Here is a 19928-nt window from a genome sequence, read left to right as displayed (position 1 = left end):
CTCCTCCCACGGACCGTTCGCCGACGGGTTCGGTAATCGACCGGTTCACGTCGGTTCATCGGATCTGCCACCGCGTCTCGGGACCCACCCGTCTTCGGGATCGACGCGCCCTGCGAGGACGGCGTTCAGAACGGCTCCGAGCAGGAGACAGAACCCGCCGAGATAGACCCACGTCAGGATCAACAGGACGGCGCCGGCGATGCCAAAGAGCGCGACGCTCTCGGCGGTCGTGACGTAGAGCCGAAAGCCGCCAGCGAGGACGGCCCACGTGAGGGCAGCAAACGCCGTTCCCGGGACGATTTCGCCGACCGAGACGTCGGGTTCGGGAAAGAGGTAGTACATCGGGAAGAAGACGGCCATCAACAGGCCGACGAGCGCGACGGCACCGACGGTCGTTGCCCGGAACCCGCCGCCGAACAGCGAGAGACTGATCCCGACGACGCTGACCAACCCGACGCCGACCGCGACCGTCGCCGTCACAAGGACAACGTTGAACGCGGTGACCAGCGTAACCGTTACAGCTGTGTTCACGTACGATTGGTCTTTCCGAGAGCCGTAGACGTCGGTAAACGCGCTGTTGACTGCCTGAAACAGCCGCACTGCACTCCACAGCAGGATGGATACCGCGAGAACCGCGGCCCGCGTCCGATCGACACCGGTTCCGACGACTCCCTCGAGTCCACCGCCGGTCACGATTCCCTCGAGCCCGATCGCCGTCTCGAGCGCGGCCACCAGCGGTTCGAGCGAATCGACGAGCGTGACGGCGACGAGCGCGAGAATCCCGAGTAGGACGAGGGTGTTGAACGCGTGATAGGCGAGCCCCGCCGACGCGATACTGATCTGGCGCTCCCGAGCAACGGCAGCGACATCGTGGACGAGCGAGCGCGGACTCGAGTCGACCATGTCCAGATATCGACGACGGTCTGGAAATCGCTTGCGCCGGCAGACGGACGGCGACGGTGGGGCGTCGCTCGGCCGACAGTCGCCCAAAGCGGCGGAATCGACGACCGTTACTTGTCGTGGACGACCGACTGCACGTGACCGACGACGCCGGTTTTCAGTTCGACTTTCGGCCCGTCGGGGGTGTCCTCGTAGACCGTGCCGATTTCGCCGACGATTGGCTCCCGATCCGTCGACTGGACGTCCTGATCGTCCTGAATAATCTCGACGGTGATCCCCTGTCGTAACTCCTCGGCTGTTGGTCGTTCGTTGGACATGGGCGACGGTGGGGCAGTCGCGTCGAAAACGATAGTGCTTGCAGTCTCGATGTCCCCGTGTACTGACCGAGTTACTCCCCGTCGAAATCGAGCGCCACCGAGTTGATGCAGTAGCGCTTGCCGGTCGGCTCGGGGCCGTCGTCGAAGACGTGCCCGAGGTGGCCGCCACAGTTCGCACACAGGACCTCGGTCCGGCGCATCCCGTTGCTCGTGTCGAGCCGGGTTTCGATGCGCTCGTCGTCAGTGTCGTAAAAACTGGGCCAGCCACAGCCGGATTCGAACTTCGTCTCGGAGTCGAACAGTTCGGCACCGCAGCCGGCACAGACGTAGCTCCCGTCGGCTTTGTGGTCGACGAACTCGCCGCTAAACGGTGGCTCCGTTCCTGCCTCGCGCAGAATGCGGTACTCCTCGTCGCTCAGTTCGGCTCGCCACTCGCTGTCGGTCGTCGGCTGGGTGTCGGCGGACCCACGATCGTTCGTTTCGTGTCCCATACGACAGACTAGCGTCGAGACACCCAAGAGTCTGTCTGCGCCACGGGACCGTCAGCGACTCGTGATGATATCCGTGCTCTCACACTCCGGACACTGCGTCATTCGTCCCAGTTTCGGGACTTCGATCCGTCGCCATGTATCATCGCCGCCGGGGGCTTCGAACCCACAGTTCCGACACCGGGACTTGCCGACGCTGACTGATTTGCTTACCATACGCTCGAGTATGGTAGGAGCACTCATAGTAATTGTTCACGTCAACCGTGATACTCACAGCAAGTGACTGATTCGTCGCCGAGTGCGTCTCGGACTCGAGGCGACTGGACCGTCACGAGCTACCCCACTCTCGATGACGGCCTCGTCTTCCCACCCCCGTCAGTCGGACCGAAATGGCGGTGGATCGATACGCCCGCTGCCGTACCGGTTCGTGCAATCGTTCGGCCGGTCGACAATCACCTCGGTGGTCCGGTTCTCCTCGTCGCCGGGCAGCGTCGCGTCCGTGTCGTCGTCGACGAGTGTGTCGATCCGATCGAAGACGTCGACCGTCTCGTTGCCGTTGCGACAGGGTGCCACGTGGAGGAGTTCGTCGTCTGCACCGAACTCCGCGAGCGCGATCGTCGGGAGTCGCCACACATCGTAGTGTTCGCCCGTAATTGTCGATTCGATGCTGGTGTTCCGAAAGAACGGCTCGAGGGATCGACTCGTTCGCGCCGCCCACGACTCGAACGCCTCGAGTCGCGTTTCGATCCGCTCGAGCTGTGGAATCCGCGTCGTCCGGTTCGTTCGTTCGACTTCCTTGCCCCAGACGCCGACCTCGATCGACTCGACCGGTGCGCTCGACTTGAGGTCGTCGAGGCACTCGAGGGCGCGTTTCTGGGTTGGACCTGCCTTCATCGGGGTGAACGAGCGGATCCACAACTCGACCGTCTTTGGGGTAGTGGTGTGTTCTGACACGCCTGATCTCTTTCGAGGGTGTCTACGGATTCGTACAAAAGTATTGGCGAAGCTATCATTTTCACGGACCTATCGGGTCGGCCCGCTTGTGGCGAATCTCGTGCTCTCGGTAGACGTCTCGACGGAACGGGACCCGGCGCCGATGAGCCATGGGGTCGGTGTGCGGCGCTCTGAGGTGGCGACGACTCCGTCGCCTGCAGGTCGATGACCGTGACCGTTCACCGTGTCTGACCGCCGAGTCAGCCCGATTTCGTTATGAGGCTCAAGCGCAAAATTGCACCCAATGGATCACCGGCACGAACTCGCCGAGGCGACCCTCGAGACGCTGCCGCTCACCGTTGCCGTCATCGATACCGACGGCGAGATCCTGCTGACGAATCAGGCGTGGCGTGAGTTCGGCTCGGACGACCACCAGACCGACCATCTCGGCGTCGACTACATCGCGACCGCCGCGATGGACGACGACGAACACGCCAGACGCGCCATCGATGGCCTCGAGGCCATCATCGACGGCGAGCAGGAGACGTTCTCGATGGAGTACCCCTGTCATACACCCGACCGGAAGCAGTGGTTCCTGATGCGAGCCAACCGGTTTACCGTCGACGGCGACGTCCGCATCTCGGTCGCCCACCTCGAGATCACCGACCGAAAACTGGCGGAACTCGCCGTCGAGGAGACCACCGCGGAACTCCGCGAGGAACATCAGACGCTCGAGCACGTCCTTGAGCGCATCAACGGCTTGCTACGGGACGTTACTGACGCCGTCGTCGGCGCGACGACGCGCGACGAGATCGAACGGCAGGTGTGTGCGTGTCTCACTGACACCGACCCCTACGTCCTCGCGTGGATCGGCCGGGCCGACGTCACGAACAACCGACTCTCACCGCGCGAGTGGGTCAGTCAGGGTGAGGTGCCCCTCGAGGACGGCGCTCTCATCCTCGAGTCGGACGCTACCCACCCCGCCGTTCGGGCGCTCGAGACGGGTGACCCACAAGTACTGCAGGACCTCGAGACGTTCGACGACGCCGACCGCTGGTGGCCCGTCGGGGCGACTGACATGTTCCAGTCGGTCGCCGCACTCCCGCTCGTCTACGGCGACGTAACCTACGGCGTGCTCGTCCTCTTCGCCGACGAAGCGAACGCATTCGCTGACCAGGAACGACTCGTCCTCGAGTCGCTCGCCGACACGATCGCGACCGCGATGAACGCGATCGAGACGCGACACATGCTGGCGGCCGACACCGTCATCGAACTCGAGGTCGCGATCGACGATCCGTCGCTGTTCGTAACGGCGCTTGCCGACGAACTCGAGGCGACGATCACCTACCGAGGACTGACCTACGGCAAAGACGGAGCCCCGATCGCGTTCTTCCACGCCGATCGCAGGATCGAGACCTCTCCCTCGGCGGACGAGATCGACGGCATCACTGACGTGACGATCCTGTCGACCCACGACGCGGGGACCCTGCTCGAAGTCGGCGTTCGCGACAGCATCGTCGCCGCGCTGGCCGAACACGGCGCGTCGATCCGGCGGTTCGACACCAGCCCCGCGGACGGCACTGAGGCGCGTCCGACGGCGACCGGCCGATCGGTCGCCGATCTCACCGTCGATCTCCCGAACGGCCAGTCCGCCCGCTCTGCGTACGACCTGCTCGAGCAGCGCTACGACACGGTCGAACTGATCAGCTACCACGAGACGGATCAGCCGACACAGACGCCACAGGACCTGCTGGGCCGTCTCGAGTCGTCACTGACTGAGCGCCAACTCACGGCGCTGCGGACGGCCTACTACGCGGATTACTTCGAATGGCCGCGCAACGTCTCGGGCGAGGATCTCGCGCAGTCGATGGACATCTCCCGATCGACGTTCCACCAGCATCTCCGGACGGCACAGCGAAAACTTCTCGACGAACTGTTCGACGACTGGGCGGATTCGCCGACCGATCGGTAATCTGTCGACAGCCGCTATCCGCGACCGGCGCGGACGACGGCTATCGACTCCGTTGGCTGCCGATCGAACCTTCATTTCGCGTTACCTGTTCGCTGGTGTGACAATCAAAACCCCACTAGTGAGGGGGTGCTATTTTATACGTATCTGTCGTATTGATATCATCCCATTGCGGTCTGCGGATACGAGGCTGAGAATGCAACAGGAACACATTGACAAAGGCAAGGCGATCCAGAAGGAGACCGGCAAGACGTTCTATCTCGCGACCAAATTCCTCCCGAAACGGGTTCGCCACGCCACACACGTCCTCTATGCGTTCTTCCGAATCGCCGACGAAGTCGTCGACGACGCGGCAGGCGTTCCGCCGGCCCAACAGCGTGCCGAACTCGAGGCGCTTCGGGCGCAGGCCCTCGGCGAGACCGACCCCGACGGCCCCGTCCTCGCTGCGTTCAACGAACTCCGCCGGGAGTACGACATCAGCGACGCCGAAATCGAGACGTTCATCGACGCGATGCAGTCGGATATCGAGACCGACCGTTACGAGACGTACGCGGACCTCGAGTCGTACATGCGCGGGTCGGCTGCCGCCGTCGGCGTGATGATGACCGCCATCATGGACCCGGACGACCGGGAGACGGCGCTGCCCCACGCGATCAAGCTCGGCGAGGCGTTCCAGATGACGAACTTCCTGCGTGACGTGCGCGAGGATATCGTCGACCGCGACCGGATCTACCTGCCACAGAAGACACTTCGCACCCACGACGTCTCGCCCGAACAGATCGAGCGCCTCGAGTACTCGGAGTCGTTCGGACGGGCCATGGCAGCAGAACTCAAGCGAACGGAGGACCTCTACCGCGAGGGCGTCGCCGGCATTCGATACCTGCCCGAGGATTGCCAGCTTCCCGTCTTGCTCGCGGCCGTCCTCTATGCGGAACACCACACCGTCATCCGCGCCCAGAACTACGACGTGCTCAGTCAGGAGCCGTCGCTGTCGACGGCCCGAAAACTGTGGTGTCTCGTCAAGACTCGCTGGCACTGGCACTGGAACCGCGACCCCGAAGCTGTCTTCCAGCGCGTCTCCGCCGTGCCCGCCCTCGAGACGGACCGGAGCGAACCCGGCCACGGCAGCCGCGTGCCGACGCGGTAAGCAGAGCCGAACTACTGTCTCATCCCCGCCTATGTGTCGGAATACGTGATGCCAGCATCCACACGCCTGATGTTCAGTGGCTCACTCGGAGATGTCTGCTTCTGTTAGCGTTTCCGTTTCGGCGACGACGAACTTCGCCAACCGCAGTTTCGTATGCACCATCACGAGGTGGTCCTCGAGGTTCCGATCACGTGCCGGGACGGCGTGGCAGATCGGACACTCGATCGTGTCTCTCGTTGCCATACATCCACTACCGTACCGAGCGCCAAAAGGGTAGAGCAGGCACGCTCGACCTCGTATGCCGGGGCCGCGGCGGTCGGCTGCGGTGTGCCGTGGCACTCAGGATTCACGACCGCCGACCGCCCTCGAGGGCAGCACCTGCCACAGGAGGTCGCGATCGTAGCGGTCGGTCCGAAACAGCCCGAGACAGAACAGTCCGGCGACGCCGGCCGCCAGCCAGTTCCCGTAGAGGACGTTGATCGCCCCCCAGAGCAAGACGAAACTCACCAGATCGTCGAGGATGAACTCACAGGACCGGACACGCTCGAGCAGCGACGTGCGCTCGAAGGCGAGATCCACGAGGACGACGGCGACGGTGCCCGACAGCAGCCAGCCGACGTAGTTCGACGCCGGGACGCCGTAGTAGCCACCTGGCGGGATGTACGCCCAGAAGCCGATGGCGACGGCGGCCGGGTCGAGGACGAGATCGATCGCGATGACGGCCCCGATCGCGGTGAAGAGTCTGACGAGGTGGTTGTCGCTCCAGTCCTCGAGGACCAACAGGGTAAGCAGGTAGGCGTTCAGGACCAGTGGGATGAAAAACAGCGGCAAGGCCAGTGGCACCTCGCCGAACAGCATCGGCCCGAGTTGGATGGTGTACTCGAAGGCACCGTACGGCCAGTTCGTCCGGATACCGACGATTTCGATCGCGTACGTGTACGCGGTCAAGAGAGTTAGCGAGCCGAGTGCCCACCAGCCGACCCGCGGCAGCAAGCCGACGAGCAACGGCGAGCGCATCACCATCGTGCCAAAGAGGAGTAACAGCGGATTGTACGCAAGCGACTCGGGCAGGAGCCCCTCGGCGCTTGCGACCAGCGACACCGCGCCGACGAACGGAAAGACGATCGCGATGGTAAACCGGTTCTCGCGGACGAGCGCCTCGAGGCGTCGCTGGATGCTCGTTCGCGTCGCCTCGTTCCATGATACCGAGCCGCGGTTATCCATAGAGGATCCTCCAGAGGCCGCCCATCGTCAACGCCGCGCCGACGACCGTGTTGATCGCCGGGAACCACCAGTAGGCCCGAGCCACGGCGACGCTCGAGGCAACGATCATACCGATCAGTCCGGGATAGACCAGCATGAGCGCACCGAGACGAGGGTCGAGTGCGCCGAATGCGAGCGCACTGGCGAGCCAGACGCTCCCGCAGTAGGCGTAGGTTCGCCGTTCGCCAAGGACGGTGGCAGTCGTTTCGATCCCCATCGCCCGGTCGGGTTCGATGTCGGGGATCGCCGAAAAGGTGTGCATCCCCATCGCCCACAGCCAGCCGCCGAGGACGGCGAGCGCGGGTGGCTGCGTGCCTGCGACGGCGGCGTACGCTGCGGCCCCCGGCATGATGTAGAGCCCGTTCGAGACCGAATCGAGCACCGGCGTGGCCTTGAACCGGACCGGCGGGGCGCTGTAGGCTGCGCCGAGGGCGAGAAAGCCCGCGAGCCAGGGCCACGCCGCGGTGGACACGAGCGGGAAAAAGCCCAGCGGAAGCACGGCACAGAGTGTCACTGCGATGGGAACGACCCGCTGGCCGCGATAGCGTTCCTCTTTCGTCTCCTTTTTCGGGTTCGCGGCGTCGATCTCCCGGTCATAGATGTCGTTGATCCCGTAAAGAAAGACGTTCGCTGGGACGAGGAAGTACGCGAACAAGACGATCACGGCCGGTGCGAACAGGTCGGTGACGCTGTCGGCGGCGTACGTAACACCCACGAGCACCGGCCCTGCCAGATAGAGCCAGAATCGTGGTCGCGACAGCGTCAGCAGGTACGACAACTGCGTGGCGAGTCCGCCGTCGCTCGAGGCCGTCGATCCCGTGCTCATAGCAGCCACCCGGTCACTGTTCTGTCGACTGGCCGTAGTCCTCGAGGACGCAGTCGGCGGTCAGTTCGCCGCTGATGAGACACATCGGCATCCCGATGCCGGGTGTGGTGTCTCCGCCGACAAAGTAGAGGCCATCGACCTTCTCGGAGCGGTGTGGCGGTCGGAACAGCGCGGTCTGACGGAGCGTGTGAGCCAGACCGAGTGCCGTGCCGTCGTAGCTGTTGTACCGACTCGCGAAATCGTCGACGCAGAACCGCTCCTCGAAGACGATCCGATCGCGAAGCTCGGCCCCGGTGTTGGTGGCGATGTCGTCGAGGATCCGGTCGCGGTACTCCTGACGGATCTCGGGGGTGTCCTCGAGGCCCGGAGCGATCGGCACGAGGACGAACAGGGCGCTGTGGCCGTCGGGAGCGACCGTATCGTCGGTTTCGGAGGGCACGCACAGATAGTAGGCGGGCTCGTCGGGCCACGCAGGGTCCTCGAAGATCTGATCGAAGTGATCCTCCCAGTCTGTCGGCAGGACGAGCGTGTGGTGGGCCAGCTCGTCGACGTCGCCTTCGACGCCGAGATAGAGCAAGAACGCCGACGGTGCGTACGTTCGTGACTCCCAGTAGTCGGCGTCGTGGCCCCGTGCTTCGGGCGCCAACAGCTCCTGTTCGGTATGAGCGTAGTCACCGTTGCTAACCACCAGATCCGGCCGCAGCGGGCCCCGTGGCGTCTCGACGAGGAACGCGCCTTCACGACCCTTGATCGCCGTCGCCGGGCGATCGGTGTCGTACATGACACCCAGTTCGTCGCCGAGGTCGACGAGTGCATCGATGACGGCACCGATCCCGCCTTCGGGGTACCAGACGCCGAGGTTGAAATCGACGTGGCTCATCAGATTGTAGAGCGCCGGCGTGTTCGTCGGCGAGCCACCGAGGAACACCAGCGTGTACTGCATGATCTGCTGGAGCTTCGGATGGTCGAAGTAGTTCTCGACGTGGCCCTGCATCGACCCCAGCAGGGAGAGTCCGCGGGCCTGTCTGGCGACGTCGAGCGTGAGGAAATCACGAAGCTGGGTGCGATCCTCGTAGACGAAGTGTTTCATCCCGACTTCGTAGTTCTCGCGGGATTTCTCGAGGTAGCGTTCTAAGGCGTCGCCCGCGCCGTCTTCGTACTCCTCGAAGACGCGTTTGGTTCGCTCCAGGTTGGGCGTGATGTCGACCTCGTCCCCGTCTTTGAAGAAGAGTCGATAGTGGGGATCGAGATGAGTTAGTTCGTAGTAATCCGACGGCGTCCGGTCGAACTCGGCGAAAAACCGCTCGAAGACGTCGGGCATCAGATACCACGACGGCCCCATATCGAACCGGAAGCCGTCTTCCTCGAGTCGGCTCGCTCGACCGCCGAGCTGTTCGTTTTTCTCGATGACGTGAACGTCGGCACCTGCATCGGCGAGATAACAGGCCGTCGAGAGGCCGCCAACACCAGCCCCGATCACGACGACGGACTCACCGGCCAGCGATGTCATAGTATACATGAATGTCGGCGAACGCATAAACGTACAGCATACCCACGTAGGGAGGGACCGAAATCCGCGTGAGCGACCGTTACAGATCCGTCAGCAGACGGCAGGGGTTGTCAGCAATGCCAAGCCCTTAGGGGATCTACGACTACGCTCCGATAATGGAAGGCCCGAACCAAGATCGTTCCCTGTCCGTACACAATCGGGATGACGATCCGCCCGACGAGCAGTCCGATGAATCGGATACGGTCCGAGAAGCCGTCGAACGGTCACGAAGCGGTGCTCCGGCGGTCGGATCGGTCGTTCGCGATCGGTTCTCCTCGGACGAGGTGTTTCAGCGAATCGTCGCTGCAGCCGACGAGGAAGTGACCTCGGGGAACCGTGAACTGTTCTTCAGCGGACTCGCCGCCGGCTTTGCGATCACGATCACGTTCTTGCTGTACGCGTCGATGTACGCCTCCACGGACGGCGATCCGGTGTTGAGCGCGCTGTTGTATCCGCTCGGCTTCATCTACATTATCATCGGTGGCTACCAGCTCTTTACGGAGAACACGCTGCCACCGGTCGCGTTGACGATCGAACGGCTGGCCAGTCTGCCATCGTTGCTTCGTCACTGGACGATCGTCCTCGCGGGGAACTTCGCCGGCGGTGCCGTCGGCGCGATGGCGCTCTCTTGGGGTGGCGTGTTCGACGAGCCAGCTGCTGCCGCCGCGATGAGCATCGCCCAACACGGCGTCGAGACCGGCTGGTGGGATCTGTTCTTCAAGGCTTCTTTCGCCGGATTGATCGTTGCGGGCGTCGTCTGGGTCACCTTCGCCTCTCGAGATACGATCTCCCGACTCGTCGTCGTCTATCTGGCGTTTCTGGCGATTCCGCTCGGCAACCTCTTTCACGTCGTCGTCTCCTTTACCGAGATGCTCTATCTGGTCTTCGCCGGCGAGCTCGCCGTCTTTGTCGGATTGACCGACTTCGTGTTGCCGGTCTTGCTCGGCAACACGCTCGGTGGCATCCTTCTTGTCACCGTCGTTAACTACTATCAGACGAGCGAGAAACGCCTCGAGTCGGCACGCTTTGCGGGTGCCGAACGGCGTCTCTCGATCCGCGAGTGGCTGTTCGGCAGCTTCGTCGGCCGCTCGTACGTTCCGCTGATCGACACCGGCGAGCACGCCGTCCCTGACGACGACGCGTACCGGATCGTGGTCCCGATCGCAAACCCACGGACCGAGTCGCGACTCATCGACCTCGCCACGATGCTCGCGAACACCCACGAGTCCGCGATCGTACACGTCGTCCACATCGTCCAGACGCCCGACCGGCCATCGGCGGTCGGCGGCGACAAACAGCGCGATCGGATCATCGCCGAATCCGAAGCCCTCCTCGACGACGTCATCGACTCGGTCGACGACTACGACGTCGACTACGAGGCGTCGACGGTCGTCACCCATCGCTCGTTCGAAGAGGTGTTCAACACTGCCGAACGCGAACACGCCGACCTCGTGATGATGGGCTGGGGCGAGAACAAACTCTGGGACGCTGCACGTGCCGAGCGCCCACTCAGCGAGTTGACCAGCAAACTCCCGTGTGATTTCCTCGTGTTCAAAGACCGCGGCCTGGACACCTCGCGTATCCTGCTGCCGACGGCTGGCGGTCCGGACTCGGATCTGAGCGCAGCGGTCGCGAAGACGCTCAGCACGAGCGTCGGCTCCGATGTCACCCTGTTGCACATCGTCGACGGCCCGGACGAACGCGAGAAGGGCGAACAGTTCCTCGCGGAGTGGGCCGCCGACCACGATCTCCACGATGCCGAACTCGTCGTCGACGACTCTGGCAACGTCGAACGTGCGATCTGTCGCGAAGCTGCCGACAACACGATGATGCTGATCGGGGCGACGGAACGCGGACTGCTCTCACGACTCGTGACCAGTTCGTTGCACATGGACGTCGTCAACGACGTCGACTGCTCGGTGTTGCTCGCCGAGCGGAAAAACGAGCGCAGCCTCTACGAGCGGTTGTTCGGTCGCTGATCGCGCCCGTTTTGTTTTCGCGGCCATCCGGTTTCGATAGTTGGGGGATACGTTCCTGTACGTTCCGAGCGTATGTCGGTCATGGATATGGACGAATTGACAGTCGTCGTCACTGGTGGCACTCGCGGTATCGGTCGCGCCGTCGCCGACGCGTTCGCCGACATCGGCGCGACGGTCGTCGTCGGTGCCCGAGACGGACACGACGTCTCGGAAACCGTCAACGCGCTCGAGACGCGACTCGAGGGAACAGATGGGACCGCCGCGGGCGTCCGTACCGACGTCCGCGACGAGTTCGACCTCGAGCGGCTGGTCGAAACAGCGTCTCGAGCCGGCGACGGCAGCGGGATCGACGTCGTCGTCGCCGCAGCGGGCGTCTATCACGGCGAGCCGGGTGCGACACCGACCGACGACGACACCTACGCAGCCTTCGACGACCATTGGCGGATCAACGGGCGCGGCGTCTTCGCGACGATCCGAGAAGCACTGCCACACTTGAACGACAGCGCTCGCGTGCTCGTGCCAACGGGGTCGATCGCCCGCGAGGCGAAGCCGGGCTACGGCTCGTATGCGATCTCGAAAGCGACCGCGGAGGCTGTCGCTCGAGGCTTCGCCGCCGATACCGAGTACACCATCGGCTGTCTCGATCCGGGGCAGATCGCGACCGGGCTGTCGGGGGAGACGGGACGGGACGCCGAGTCGATCGCGGGGATGTTCGTCTGGGCAGCAACGGAGGCTGTCCCGGAGACACTCGACGGTGCCGTCGTCGGGTTACGGGAGTGGAAACAGGCGACACGCTGAGAAGCCGTGTGCTCGGCTGCTCGCTGGGCTGGGGTATCGAAAGTGCCGTCGCTCGTCTGTTGGGGGTAGACTGCAGTAAAATCTCGTTTAGAGGCCGAAACCGAGGTTCAATCGATGTGGCCTTCGCGACGCAGTTGATCTGCGTCCTGGCTGGTGTAGCGCCACTCGATCGTGGCCTTCTCGTCTTGCCAGTCCCAGGGCTCGGCGACGACGATGTCGTCTTGCTCGATCCAGGTGCGATATTTCATGCGTCCTGGGATGCGGCCGAGCCGTTCCTCGCCGTCCTCACAGCGGAGTTGCACGTGGTTGCCTCCGAGGTGTTCAGTTACGACGGCGAATACTTCATCGCTGTTGGGCATACGGAGGTTCCGTCGCCCGGATTCTTCTGTCACATACTGATTACGTGGCCCACACATTTAAACCATTGGAGACGTGTGGTAACGTTCGACTCGGAAGTGTGCAGTTGGGCACTCTAGTCCGTGCTGCGTCAAGAGACGTTGTTACAGCTTGGCTGGACGGCTACAATTCTCGATCCGAATCCGGGTTCTCGAGTTCCCACAACAGCTCCGGCAAGAATGCCTCGAGGTTGTCGATGACGGACCGGTCGCTGACGTTCAGCCCCTCGCAGTGGTCGTGGGCCGAATCCCGAATGTCGACGTGGAGGTCGCCGTCCTCGAGCCAGACGCCGAGCGGAAAGACCGAACAGCGCGTAGGTTTCCAGTCTTCCTCGAGGTGCAACGAACAGAGGCCGTCCTCGCGCAAAAACGCACAGGCACAGCCGTCCTCGGCGACGTGGTCGTCGCGGTCTTTCTCCTCGCGGGTGACGAACTTCTCGCCGCGAAACGCCGTCGTCGTCTCGGCGAGGTTCGCCCGCTGGGCGAGTTCGAGCAAATCCTGATCGTAGAGCAAGACCCCGTGCTGGCAACACCAGGTGCAGTCCTCGACACACTCGAAGGTGAGATCGGGGTCGAACTCGACGACGACCTCGCGGCCGGGGTAGACCTCGACGCGTCGCGTGGCGTCAGCGCTCACACCGACGGGGAAGGGCCACGTGGGCAAGTGCCTTTCTTCTCGCGTCGGCTCCTACTGGCCCGACTCGTCGGTCGCGTCGACGACGGTGTTCTCGAGCGTGCCGACGCCCTCGTAGGTGATTTCGACGGTGTCGCCGGGTTCGACCAGTCCGGGGTTGGCGGGGCTGCCGAAGGCGATCACGTCGCCGGGGCGGAAGGTGAATCGCCGGGAGAGGTAGGCGACGATCTCCTCGGGGCCGAACAGCATCAGTTCCGTATTCGCCTCCTGTCGGCGCTCGCCGGCGACGTCGGTGTACATGTCGATCCCCGACGGATCGACGGCGGTCTCGATCCACGGCCCGAGCGGCCCGGAGCCGTCGAAGGCCTTGCGCGCGGTGCGGCCCTGCTGGTCGAGCGCATCGACGTCGTTCATGATGGTGTAGCCCCGGACGACGTCCGACACCTCGTCTTCGGTGAGGTTGTTGCAGGGTTCGTCGATGACGGCCGCGAGTTCGCCCGCGTAGGTGAGTTCCTCGGTGAACTCGGGATAAGGAATCGGCTCCCGGTGGCCGAGCAGCGACGCCGGCGGTTTGATGAAGAAGTCGGGCTCGTTGGGCCGTTCGTACTCCATCTGATCGAGCGTCGCCGCGTAGTTGCGCCCGACGCAGTACAGCGCCGAGGGCTCACAGGGTGGCAACAGTGAACCATCGACGCCGACCTCGTAGACGCCGTCATCGCCGTGAACGACGCCGTCCTCGTACCGTCCCGAAACCGGTCCATCGTCCGTCGCGATCCGTGCGAGTTTCATCATCGGCGGTCTCGGTTCCGACGGATTAGGCGTACCGGTTTGCTTGCGAACCGGTTCGGGTCGAATCGACGTGTTACCGTTTTCACACTGCTCGTGGGAGCCACTCGCGCATGTCCGAATACGACACCGACGTACTGGTTTCGGCGGACTGGGTCGAAGACCACTTAGACGAATTTCAGGCCGACGACCCCGACTATCGACTCGTGGAAGTCAACAGCCCTGAATCGCCCGACGAAGGCGACTTCCCATCGCGCTACGAGGAGGGCCACGCGCCGGGTGCGATCGGCCTCCAGTGGGACGAGGATCTCTCGGATCAGGAGCAGCGGGACATCCTGAAAAAGGACGACTTCGAGTCAGTCATCGGCGAGCATGGCATCAGCGAGGACTCGACGGTCGTCTTCTACGGCGACGGCTGGATTCCCAACTGGTTCGCGCTGTTTGCCTACTGGGAGTTCAAGTACTACGGCCACGAGGACGCGAGAGTTCTCGACGGCGGCAAGGACTACTGGGTCAACGAGGACTACCCGCTGACCGAGGACGAACCCGACTTCGACGCCGTCGAGTACACCGCGAAAGGCCCCTTCGAGAGTCTGCGGGCGTACAAAGATGACGTCGACAAGGCCCGCGAGGCCGGCATCCCGATGGTCGACGTCCGCTCCCCCGAGGAGTTCTCGGGCGAGCTCATCGCCCCCGAAGGCATGCAGGAGACCGCCCAGCGCGGAGGCCACATCCCTGGCGCATCGAACGTTCCAGTCAAGACCAACCTGCGCGACGACGGCCGGTTCAAAGGGCCCGACGAACTCGAGGACCTCTACGCCGATGCCGGCATCGACGGCGACGAGTCAGTCGTCACCTACTGCCGCGTCGGCGAGCGGTCGGCGATCGCGTGGTTCGCCCTCCACGAACTGCTCGAGTACGAGGATGTCCACAACTACGACGGCTCGTGGACCGAGTGGGGGAACCTCATCCGCGCCCCGATCGAGAAAGGCGACGGCGAGTAACAATGACCGTCGAAACGGCGAGCGAGGCCTCGAACGGAACGGGGAGGCGAGACTGACCCGTGTAGAAAGACGACGGCCTCGAGAACGCGACCGGTGATCGACGAGCGCGCCGGGAGACGGAAGATATCAGTAATGCTGCCCGACCGTGGCCGCTCGGCGTCTCCTACTGGAGGAGACGTTCGACGGTCCGATATCGAACGTTCGCCCACGCGTCGGCGGGGAGGTCGAACCGATCGAACAGCGCGACCTGCGGCGTCTCCTGTCCCGGATGGAGGTAGTCCGTGCCGAAGAGTAGCTGTTCGTGGTGGATCTCGAGAAAGTCCTGTGCGTACGCTTCGTCGCGCGTGAGCGCGTTCCAGCCCGAAATACCCGAGATGTCGCCGTAGATATTGTCGTACGCGGAGAGCAGTTCGGGGACGCGACCGCCGGGTTCGATCGGTCCCGACGGATACTCGCCGCGGTCCGCCTGGCTCACGTCCGCGGAGATGTGGGCCCACCACGCGTGGGCGTGAGCGATGAAATCGACCGTCGGATAGGAGGCCAGTACGTCTTCGAGTCGCGGGAGCCCGACCTCGTCGAGCATCGCTTTCTCGTCGGTGTGAAAGAGGATCGGCAGGTCGTGGTCGGCACACAACTCGTACAGCGTCTCGAGTCGTGCGTCGTCGATAGCCAACCCGGCTTTCAGTTCGCCGAAGCCCCGTGCACCCCGTTCGACGTAGCGCTCGAGCAGGTCCGTCACGGCTCCGAAGTCGTCCTCGTAGACCAGCGTCCGTGGATCGACCGTACAGAAGGGAATCAGTCGATCCGGATACGCCGCGACCTGCTCTAAGACCCACCAGCTCGGCGCCTGAACGGGGTAGCTCTCGGGCGACTCGAGCGCCAAAACGACGGCGCGGTCGATGCCGCGGCTGTCCATCCACGACACCAGGTCGTCGGCACGCAGCGGTGTTCTGTCGAGGGTCTCGTCGGGGATCAGATGCGTGTGGACGTCGATCAGCGGTTGGTCGGCGACGGCGTCTTGTGTCGGTTCGACTCGAGGATTCGGCTCCGTCTCACGAGTCGTCCCGGCTCCCGCAGTCGCTCCCGTTCCGACGAGACCGATGGAGCCAGTGAGGCCCACGCCGATCCCTTCGAGCACTCGCCGTCGCGTCGTCGCCGATCGCTGGTGGTCCGTCGCTCGCGTTCGTGACATACCGACGGCTCCCACGAGTGCGATGAAAGCGATGTGGGGGACCGGTTACTATCGTGACCGGTTCGACCCGCTCGCTCACTCCTCGAGGACGAGATACGTTCGTCCACTACGGTGCTCGAGCGAGACGGCATCGGTATCGACGTTCTCGTCGACGAACGCCTCGATACCCGCGGCGTGGACCTCGGTGACGTCGATTCGGCGTCGTCGGGGTTCGGCCTCGAGTGTGGCTGGTCGCTCGCGGCCGGCAGTCGCCTCGTTGCGGTCGTCAGTGCGGTCGACGATCAGTGCCATAGCAGGTACTCGGACGGACGGGACGTGAATGCGATCCAGCCGGAGTGAAAGTGAAAGTACGGGACGGCGTCGATGTCTCGCGGTCGCCAGTGTCGCTGCACGATCGACTCGAGGCCGATTCACCCGATCTGTTTGAGTTCGACCAGCTGTGGTCCGTCGTCGGTGTCGATCGTGGTCGCCTCGAGGATCGACTCGCGCGCTCGAGCCTGCCACTTCTCGACGGCGTCGGCGTGGCGTTTGCGAATCTCGTCGGTTTCGTCGGGTGTCGCGTCCTCGAGTGCCGCCTCGAGGCGAGGATAGTCGTCGATCACGTCGCCCGTGATGACGGATTCCGGCGGGATATGGATGGCCCCAGTCAGTTCGGTATCGTCGCGCTGGTAGACGTGGAGTCGAGCGCGCATCCGGCCGTGAAACGGCGGCGTCACCCGAAGGACGGCCTCACCGGGATTCTCCTGCGTGTAGGCGTAGGCGCTGGCGGCATCACCCGGTGAGAGCGCGAGCGAGCGGATCGTCGTCGGGTCGTCGTCCTCGGCCATTGCTCGACCGTTGGACTCGAGGTGGGTTAACGTTTCGAGGCCGGGAGAAGATCAGTCCTCGAGCGAGGGCTGAAAGACGTCCGCCCGGACGTCGGTCGAGACACCGTAGGGCGCGTCAGAAACGGTGTCGGGGAGCGTCGAATCGCTGCCCTCGTAGTGGGCCCGAAGGGTGGCCCGGAGCGCCTCGCGAACGCAGGCTCGAGTCGCCGCGCCCACATTGGTGGCGCTGCCCGAGAAGGATACCTGCTCGCCCGTCGGGTCGTGGCCGACGATGATCGCGTCCGTCGTCGTCCCCGGAAAGCCGGTTTCGGCGAGCAGCGTCGCGGCTTTCGCCTCCGCGGCGACGGCGACGAGGTTCGCCAGCGCGCCGGGGGCGAGCGCTGTCGTCGTGCCGACGATAATGTTGACCGTTCCGTGGCCGGATCGCCCATCGTCACCATTCGAGTCGGGTTGGTCGGCCCCACCAGCGGGGTCCATCGGCAACGCGGCCGGGTTCGAGATGCCTGCCGTCGCGTAGGCCGTCACGGAGCCACACCGAGCGCCGCGGGCGTCGCGCTGTTTGGCTCCGGTCAGCAGCGCCGGGCCGAGGTCGGTTTGGGACTGGTCACGGTCGGCGTCGTCGGCGAAACCGGCTCGCTCGAGTCGCTCGGCAATGTATGCATCGAGATCCGTCCGTTCCCAGCCGTCCGGCACCGTGACGTTGTAGACCGCATCCGACGTCCGTTTCCCGCCGTTCCACCCCGTCGAGAGCCACTCGGTGTCGGGCCGAGAGATGCGGAGAACACCCGCCCGTCGAACCGCATGGTAGGCTGACTCACTCCCGGTCATTTGCGGGCCTCGGCCCCATCCGTTCCGGTTCGATCGTCGCTCTCGAGCACGTCGAGCGCCGCGAGCAGTCGATCGTTCGCCTCGCGGTCTTTGACGGCGACGCGGACGTGTGACTCGAGGCCACGAAACGTCGTCGCGTCACGGATGGCGACGCCGTCCGTGCGGGCCGAGGCGATCACGTCGTCGACGGCGCGGTCGCCGACGTTACAGAGCAGATAGGGGGCCGCGGAGGGAACGACGTCGAACCGTCGCTCGAGCGCGTTCGTCATTCGGGCACGCTCGCGGGCGACCCGTTCGCGCGTCTCGCGGACGAACGCGTCCTGACGCAGGCAGTGGGCACCGACGCTGGCGGCGGGCGTGCCCAGCGACCACGCGCGACGAGCCGTCTCGAGGGCGTCGCGCTGTTCACCGCTCGCAACGGCGAAGCCGGCCCGCAGTCCCGGCAGCCCGAATAGCTTGGTGAGCGAGCGGGCGACGATCACGTGCTCGGCCTCGAGGCCGGCGGCAGAGGGTTGGTCGGTAAAGCCGAGAAACGCCTCGTCGACCAGCAGCGTCGTCTCGTGCTCGCCACAGCGGGCCGCAAACGCCGCCAGTTCGTCCGGGTCGGCCACGTCGCCGGTCGGGTTGTTCGGCGTGCAGACGACCGCCAGCGCAGCTGACTCGAGGACGTCGCCCTCGGCCTCGAGGATCTCGTCGTGGGGGACGAACTGCGGCGACGCGCCCTGTAGCTGGACCTCGCGGGCGTACTCGCCGAAACTGGGGTACGGAACCAGCGCGTCGTCACCGGGCTCGAGCGTGAGCTCCATCGCCAGCCGAATCGCGGCCAACCCGCCGGGCGTCGGGATCACTCGGTCCGGCGTACAGCCGACGAACTCGGCCGCAGCGGCCCGGAAATCGGGATTCTCGTCGTCGGGGTAGCGACGCGATTGCTCGAGCGCGCGGTCGTACACTTCCGCGACGCCGTCGGGCGTGTACGGGTTGGTGTTCGCCGAGAAATCGAGGACATCGGGATCGGTGTCGCCGCCGTGAGGGACGCGCTCGCCCGCGCGAACCGACTCAGGGTCCACGCTCGGCCTCCGGCCCGTCCGATTCCGCCGATTCGGCTGTGTCGTCGATGCCGAGTCGGGCACACACCGTCTCGAAGCGATCCAGAACCTCGTCGAATCGGTCGTCGGGAACGAGTGCGAGCGCACCGCCCATCGCGACGCCCTCCTTCGCTTCGCCGGCACAGTAGCGGTTCATCGAGACGTGGTCGCGAGTGTCGAAGCCGGGATCGGTGACGGTCAGGTCACAGTCCAGTCGCGAACAGGTCTCCTCGAGTCGGTCGCCCTGTTCGTCCGCGACGAAAGACGTGGTCGCGATCGACAGCGGCGCGTCGACGTCGGCGTGGCGAAGCAGTGCCGCGACGGCGACCATCTGGGTCCCGCCGGCGAGCGTGACGTCGATCCCTGCCTCGAGCGCGCCAGCGGCGATTCCCGTGACGGTCGCCTGCACCGGATCGCCAACGGCTCGGACCGCTGCCAGCGGCTCGCCCTCGAAGCTACCGGGCGCGGCGTCGCTCGCCTCGAGCGCCGCGTCGACGACCTCGCGTTTGCGCTCGATCGGGTTCTCCGGGAGCGACGAGGAGACGCCGGCCGGCTCGCCGAGGGCGGTGAGCACGCCGAGCGCGGTCGTCGTCCCCCCGGGGACCGTCTCACCGATCATGAGTTCGTCGTCGGGCAGACTCCCACCGTAGGTGTGCGCGCGGTCGAAGGTCGCCGCCGCGTCGGGGACGGCCGCCGGCTCGCGGATGTCGCCGCCGGGGTCGACGCCGAGGTCGACGGTAGGGGCGGCCGTCGGCTGGGCGAGGCCGGCATCGACGACTGAGAGGTCGAAATCGACCACTTCGCGGACCGCTCGCGTCACCGCCGCCGGCGTCGGACAGCCGTTCGGGCTGACCGGCGTCACCGGGGCGACCGTCGGCTCGCCGTATGCGAGGATCTCGACGTCCGCGGAGGGCGTGTGTTCCATCAGTTCCGGGGCGGCTCCGGCAGCGCTGATGCCGTCGATCAAGCCCGTCTCGGTCGTTCCGGCGGGGAGGATCACGCGCATCG

Annotated in this window: 23 protein-coding genes; 5 read left to right on the top strand and 18 right to left on the bottom strand. The window is 64.7% G+C overall.

Annotation, left to right across the window (positions count from 1 at the left end):
* Nucleotides 1-45: 45 nt before the first annotated feature.
* The 5 genes from GCU68_RS01925 to GCU68_RS01910 form a co-directional block, all read right to left on the bottom strand.
* Nucleotides 46-903, bottom strand: coding sequence for a YihY/virulence factor BrkB family protein (locus GCU68_RS01925; protein ID WP_152938784.1), 858 nt, complete (start codon nt 901-903; stop codon nt 46-48).
* Between the two features lie 107 nt (nt 904-1010).
* Nucleotides 1011-1217 carry a DUF2196 domain-containing protein gene (locus tag GCU68_RS01920; RefSeq protein ID WP_152938783.1) on the bottom strand — a complete coding sequence of 69 codons (207 nt, stop codon included), beginning with the start codon at nt 1215-1217 and terminating at the stop codon, nt 1011-1013.
* 71 nt (nt 1218-1288) lie between these two features.
* Nucleotides 1289-1708, bottom strand: coding sequence for a peptide-methionine (R)-S-oxide reductase MsrB (msrB, locus tag GCU68_RS01915; RefSeq protein WP_152938782.1), 420 nt, complete (start codon nt 1706-1708; stop codon nt 1289-1291).
* Nucleotides 1709-1759: 51 nt separating this feature from the next.
* Nucleotides 1760-1921: a hypothetical protein gene (locus GCU68_RS21180; RefSeq protein ID WP_168927062.1), complete on the bottom strand. Its 162-nt coding sequence runs from the start codon at nt 1919-1921 to the stop codon at nt 1760-1762.
* A 159-nt stretch (nt 1922-2080) separates the two neighbouring features.
* Nucleotides 2081-2599 carry an HTH domain-containing protein gene (locus GCU68_RS01910; RefSeq protein ID WP_193565063.1) on the bottom strand — a complete coding sequence of 173 codons (519 nt, stop codon included), beginning with the start codon at nt 2597-2599 and terminating at the stop codon, nt 2081-2083.
* 343 nt (nt 2600-2942) lie between these two features.
* Between GCU68_RS01910 and GCU68_RS01905 the strand changes: the two genes are divergently transcribed.
* Nucleotides 2943-4610 carry a bacterio-opsin activator domain-containing protein gene (locus tag GCU68_RS01905; RefSeq protein WP_152938780.1) on the top strand — a complete coding sequence of 556 codons (1668 nt, stop codon included), beginning with the start codon at nt 2943-2945 and terminating at the stop codon, nt 4608-4610.
* Nucleotides 4611-4803: 193 nt separating this feature from the next.
* Nucleotides 4804-5754 (top strand): phytoene/squalene synthase family protein, encoded by a 951-nt coding sequence (locus GCU68_RS01900; RefSeq protein WP_152938779.1) that lies wholly within the window; start codon nt 4804-4806, stop codon nt 5752-5754.
* An 81-nt stretch (nt 5755-5835) separates the two neighbouring features.
* On the opposite strand, the gene GCU68_RS21175 is transcribed toward GCU68_RS01900, so the two are convergent.
* From GCU68_RS21175 to GCU68_RS01885, 4 genes are all read right to left on the bottom strand, one after another.
* Nucleotides 5836-5997: a hypothetical protein gene (locus tag GCU68_RS21175; protein ID WP_168927061.1), complete on the bottom strand. Its 162-nt coding sequence runs from the start codon at nt 5995-5997 to the stop codon at nt 5836-5838.
* Nucleotides 5998-6093: 96 nt separating this feature from the next.
* Nucleotides 6094-6978 carry a bisanhydrobacterioruberin hydratase gene (gene cruF, locus GCU68_RS01895; protein ID WP_152938778.1) on the bottom strand — a complete coding sequence of 295 codons (885 nt, stop codon included), beginning with the start codon at nt 6976-6978 and terminating at the stop codon, nt 6094-6096.
* Nucleotides 6971-7843 (bottom strand): prenyltransferase, encoded by an 873-nt coding sequence (locus tag GCU68_RS01890; RefSeq protein ID WP_152938777.1) that lies wholly within the window; start codon nt 7841-7843, stop codon nt 6971-6973. The genes cruF and GCU68_RS01890 overlap by 8 nt, the downstream gene beginning before the upstream one ends.
* 13 nt (nt 7844-7856) lie before the next feature.
* Nucleotides 7857-9353: a phytoene desaturase family protein gene (locus GCU68_RS01885; protein ID WP_152938776.1), complete on the bottom strand. Its 1497-nt coding sequence runs from the start codon at nt 9351-9353 to the stop codon at nt 7857-7859.
* Nucleotides 9354-9508: 155 nt separating this feature from the next.
* Here GCU68_RS01885 and GCU68_RS01880 point away from each other — a divergent pair, with 155 nt between their 5' ends.
* Both GCU68_RS01880 and GCU68_RS01875 read left to right on the top strand, forming a co-directional pair.
* Nucleotides 9509-11371: a formate/nitrite transporter family protein gene (locus GCU68_RS01880; protein ID WP_152938775.1), complete on the top strand. Its 1863-nt coding sequence runs from the start codon at nt 9509-9511 to the stop codon at nt 11369-11371.
* Between the two features lie 87 nt (nt 11372-11458).
* Nucleotides 11459-12169 (top strand): SDR family NAD(P)-dependent oxidoreductase, encoded by a 711-nt coding sequence (locus GCU68_RS01875; RefSeq protein WP_152938774.1) that lies wholly within the window; start codon nt 11459-11461, stop codon nt 12167-12169.
* A gap of 107 nt (nt 12170-12276) precedes the next feature.
* Here GCU68_RS01875 and GCU68_RS01870 read toward each other — a convergent pair whose 3' ends face one another.
* The 3 genes from GCU68_RS01870 to GCU68_RS01860 all read right to left on the bottom strand — a co-directional run bounded on the left by GCU68_RS01870 (nt 12277) and on the right by GCU68_RS01860 (nt 13987).
* Nucleotides 12277-12528, bottom strand: a complete 252-nt coding sequence (locus GCU68_RS01870) for a translation initiation factor eIF-1A (RefSeq protein WP_004216827.1) — start codon at nt 12526-12528, stop codon at nt 12277-12279.
* 160 nt (nt 12529-12688) lie between these two features.
* Complete coding sequence (locus GCU68_RS01865) at nt 12689-13201, bottom strand: hypothetical protein (protein WP_152938772.1); 513 nt, start codon at nt 13199-13201, stop codon at nt 12689-12691.
* Nucleotides 13202-13252: 51 nt separating this feature from the next.
* Nucleotides 13253-13987 (bottom strand): fumarylacetoacetate hydrolase family protein, encoded by a 735-nt coding sequence (locus tag GCU68_RS01860; protein ID WP_152938771.1) that lies wholly within the window; start codon nt 13985-13987, stop codon nt 13253-13255.
* 110 nt (nt 13988-14097) lie between these two features.
* On the opposite strand from GCU68_RS01860, the gene GCU68_RS01855 reads away from it, so the two are divergent.
* Complete coding sequence (locus GCU68_RS01855) at nt 14098-14988, top strand: sulfurtransferase (protein WP_152938770.1); 891 nt, start codon at nt 14098-14100, stop codon at nt 14986-14988.
* A 163-nt stretch (nt 14989-15151) separates the two neighbouring features.
* Here the strand turns inward: GCU68_RS01855 and GCU68_RS01850 are convergent, their stop codons facing one another.
* The 6 genes from GCU68_RS01850 to cobT all read right to left on the bottom strand — a co-directional run bounded on the left by GCU68_RS01850 (nt 15152) and on the right by cobT (nt 19926).
* A complete protein-coding gene (locus GCU68_RS01850) occupies nt 15152-16180 on the bottom strand; it encodes an amidohydrolase family protein (RefSeq protein ID WP_152938769.1) in 1029 nt (342 codons plus the stop codon).
* A 75-nt stretch (nt 16181-16255) separates the two neighbouring features.
* The gene (locus GCU68_RS01845) at nt 16256-16471 is read right to left on the bottom strand and encodes a hypothetical protein (RefSeq protein ID WP_152938768.1); all 216 of its coding nucleotides are present in this window, start codon (nt 16469-16471) and stop codon (nt 16256-16258) included.
* Nucleotides 16472-16590: 119 nt separating this feature from the next.
* The gene (locus GCU68_RS01840) at nt 16591-17007 is read right to left on the bottom strand and encodes a hypothetical protein (RefSeq protein WP_152938767.1); all 417 of its coding nucleotides are present in this window, start codon (nt 17005-17007) and stop codon (nt 16591-16593) included.
* 51 nt (nt 17008-17058) lie between these two features.
* Entirely contained in the window at nt 17059-17835 is a 777-nt protein-coding gene (locus GCU68_RS01835; RefSeq protein ID WP_152938766.1) for an adenosylcobinamide amidohydrolase, read from the bottom strand.
* Nucleotides 17832-18902 (bottom strand): threonine-phosphate decarboxylase CobD, encoded by a 1071-nt coding sequence (gene cobD / locus GCU68_RS01830; RefSeq protein WP_152938765.1) that lies wholly within the window; start codon nt 18900-18902, stop codon nt 17832-17834. Before cobD ends, GCU68_RS01835 begins: the two co-directional genes overlap by 4 nt.
* Nucleotides 18892-19926, bottom strand: a complete 1035-nt coding sequence (cobT, locus tag GCU68_RS01825) for a nicotinate mononucleotide-dependent phosphoribosyltransferase CobT (protein WP_152938764.1) — start codon at nt 19924-19926, stop codon at nt 18892-18894. The genes cobD and cobT overlap by 11 nt, the downstream gene beginning before the upstream one ends.
* Nucleotides 19927-19928 lie beyond the last annotated feature (2 nt).

The organism is Natronorubrum aibiense, from assembly GCF_009392895.1.
In the GTDB taxonomy this organism is placed as follows: Archaea; Halobacteriota; Halobacteria; order Halobacteriales; family Natrialbaceae; genus Natronorubrum; species Natronorubrum aibiense.
Note: the sequence above shows the minus strand (reverse complement) of the source record. Positions and strands in the feature narration are given on the sequence as shown.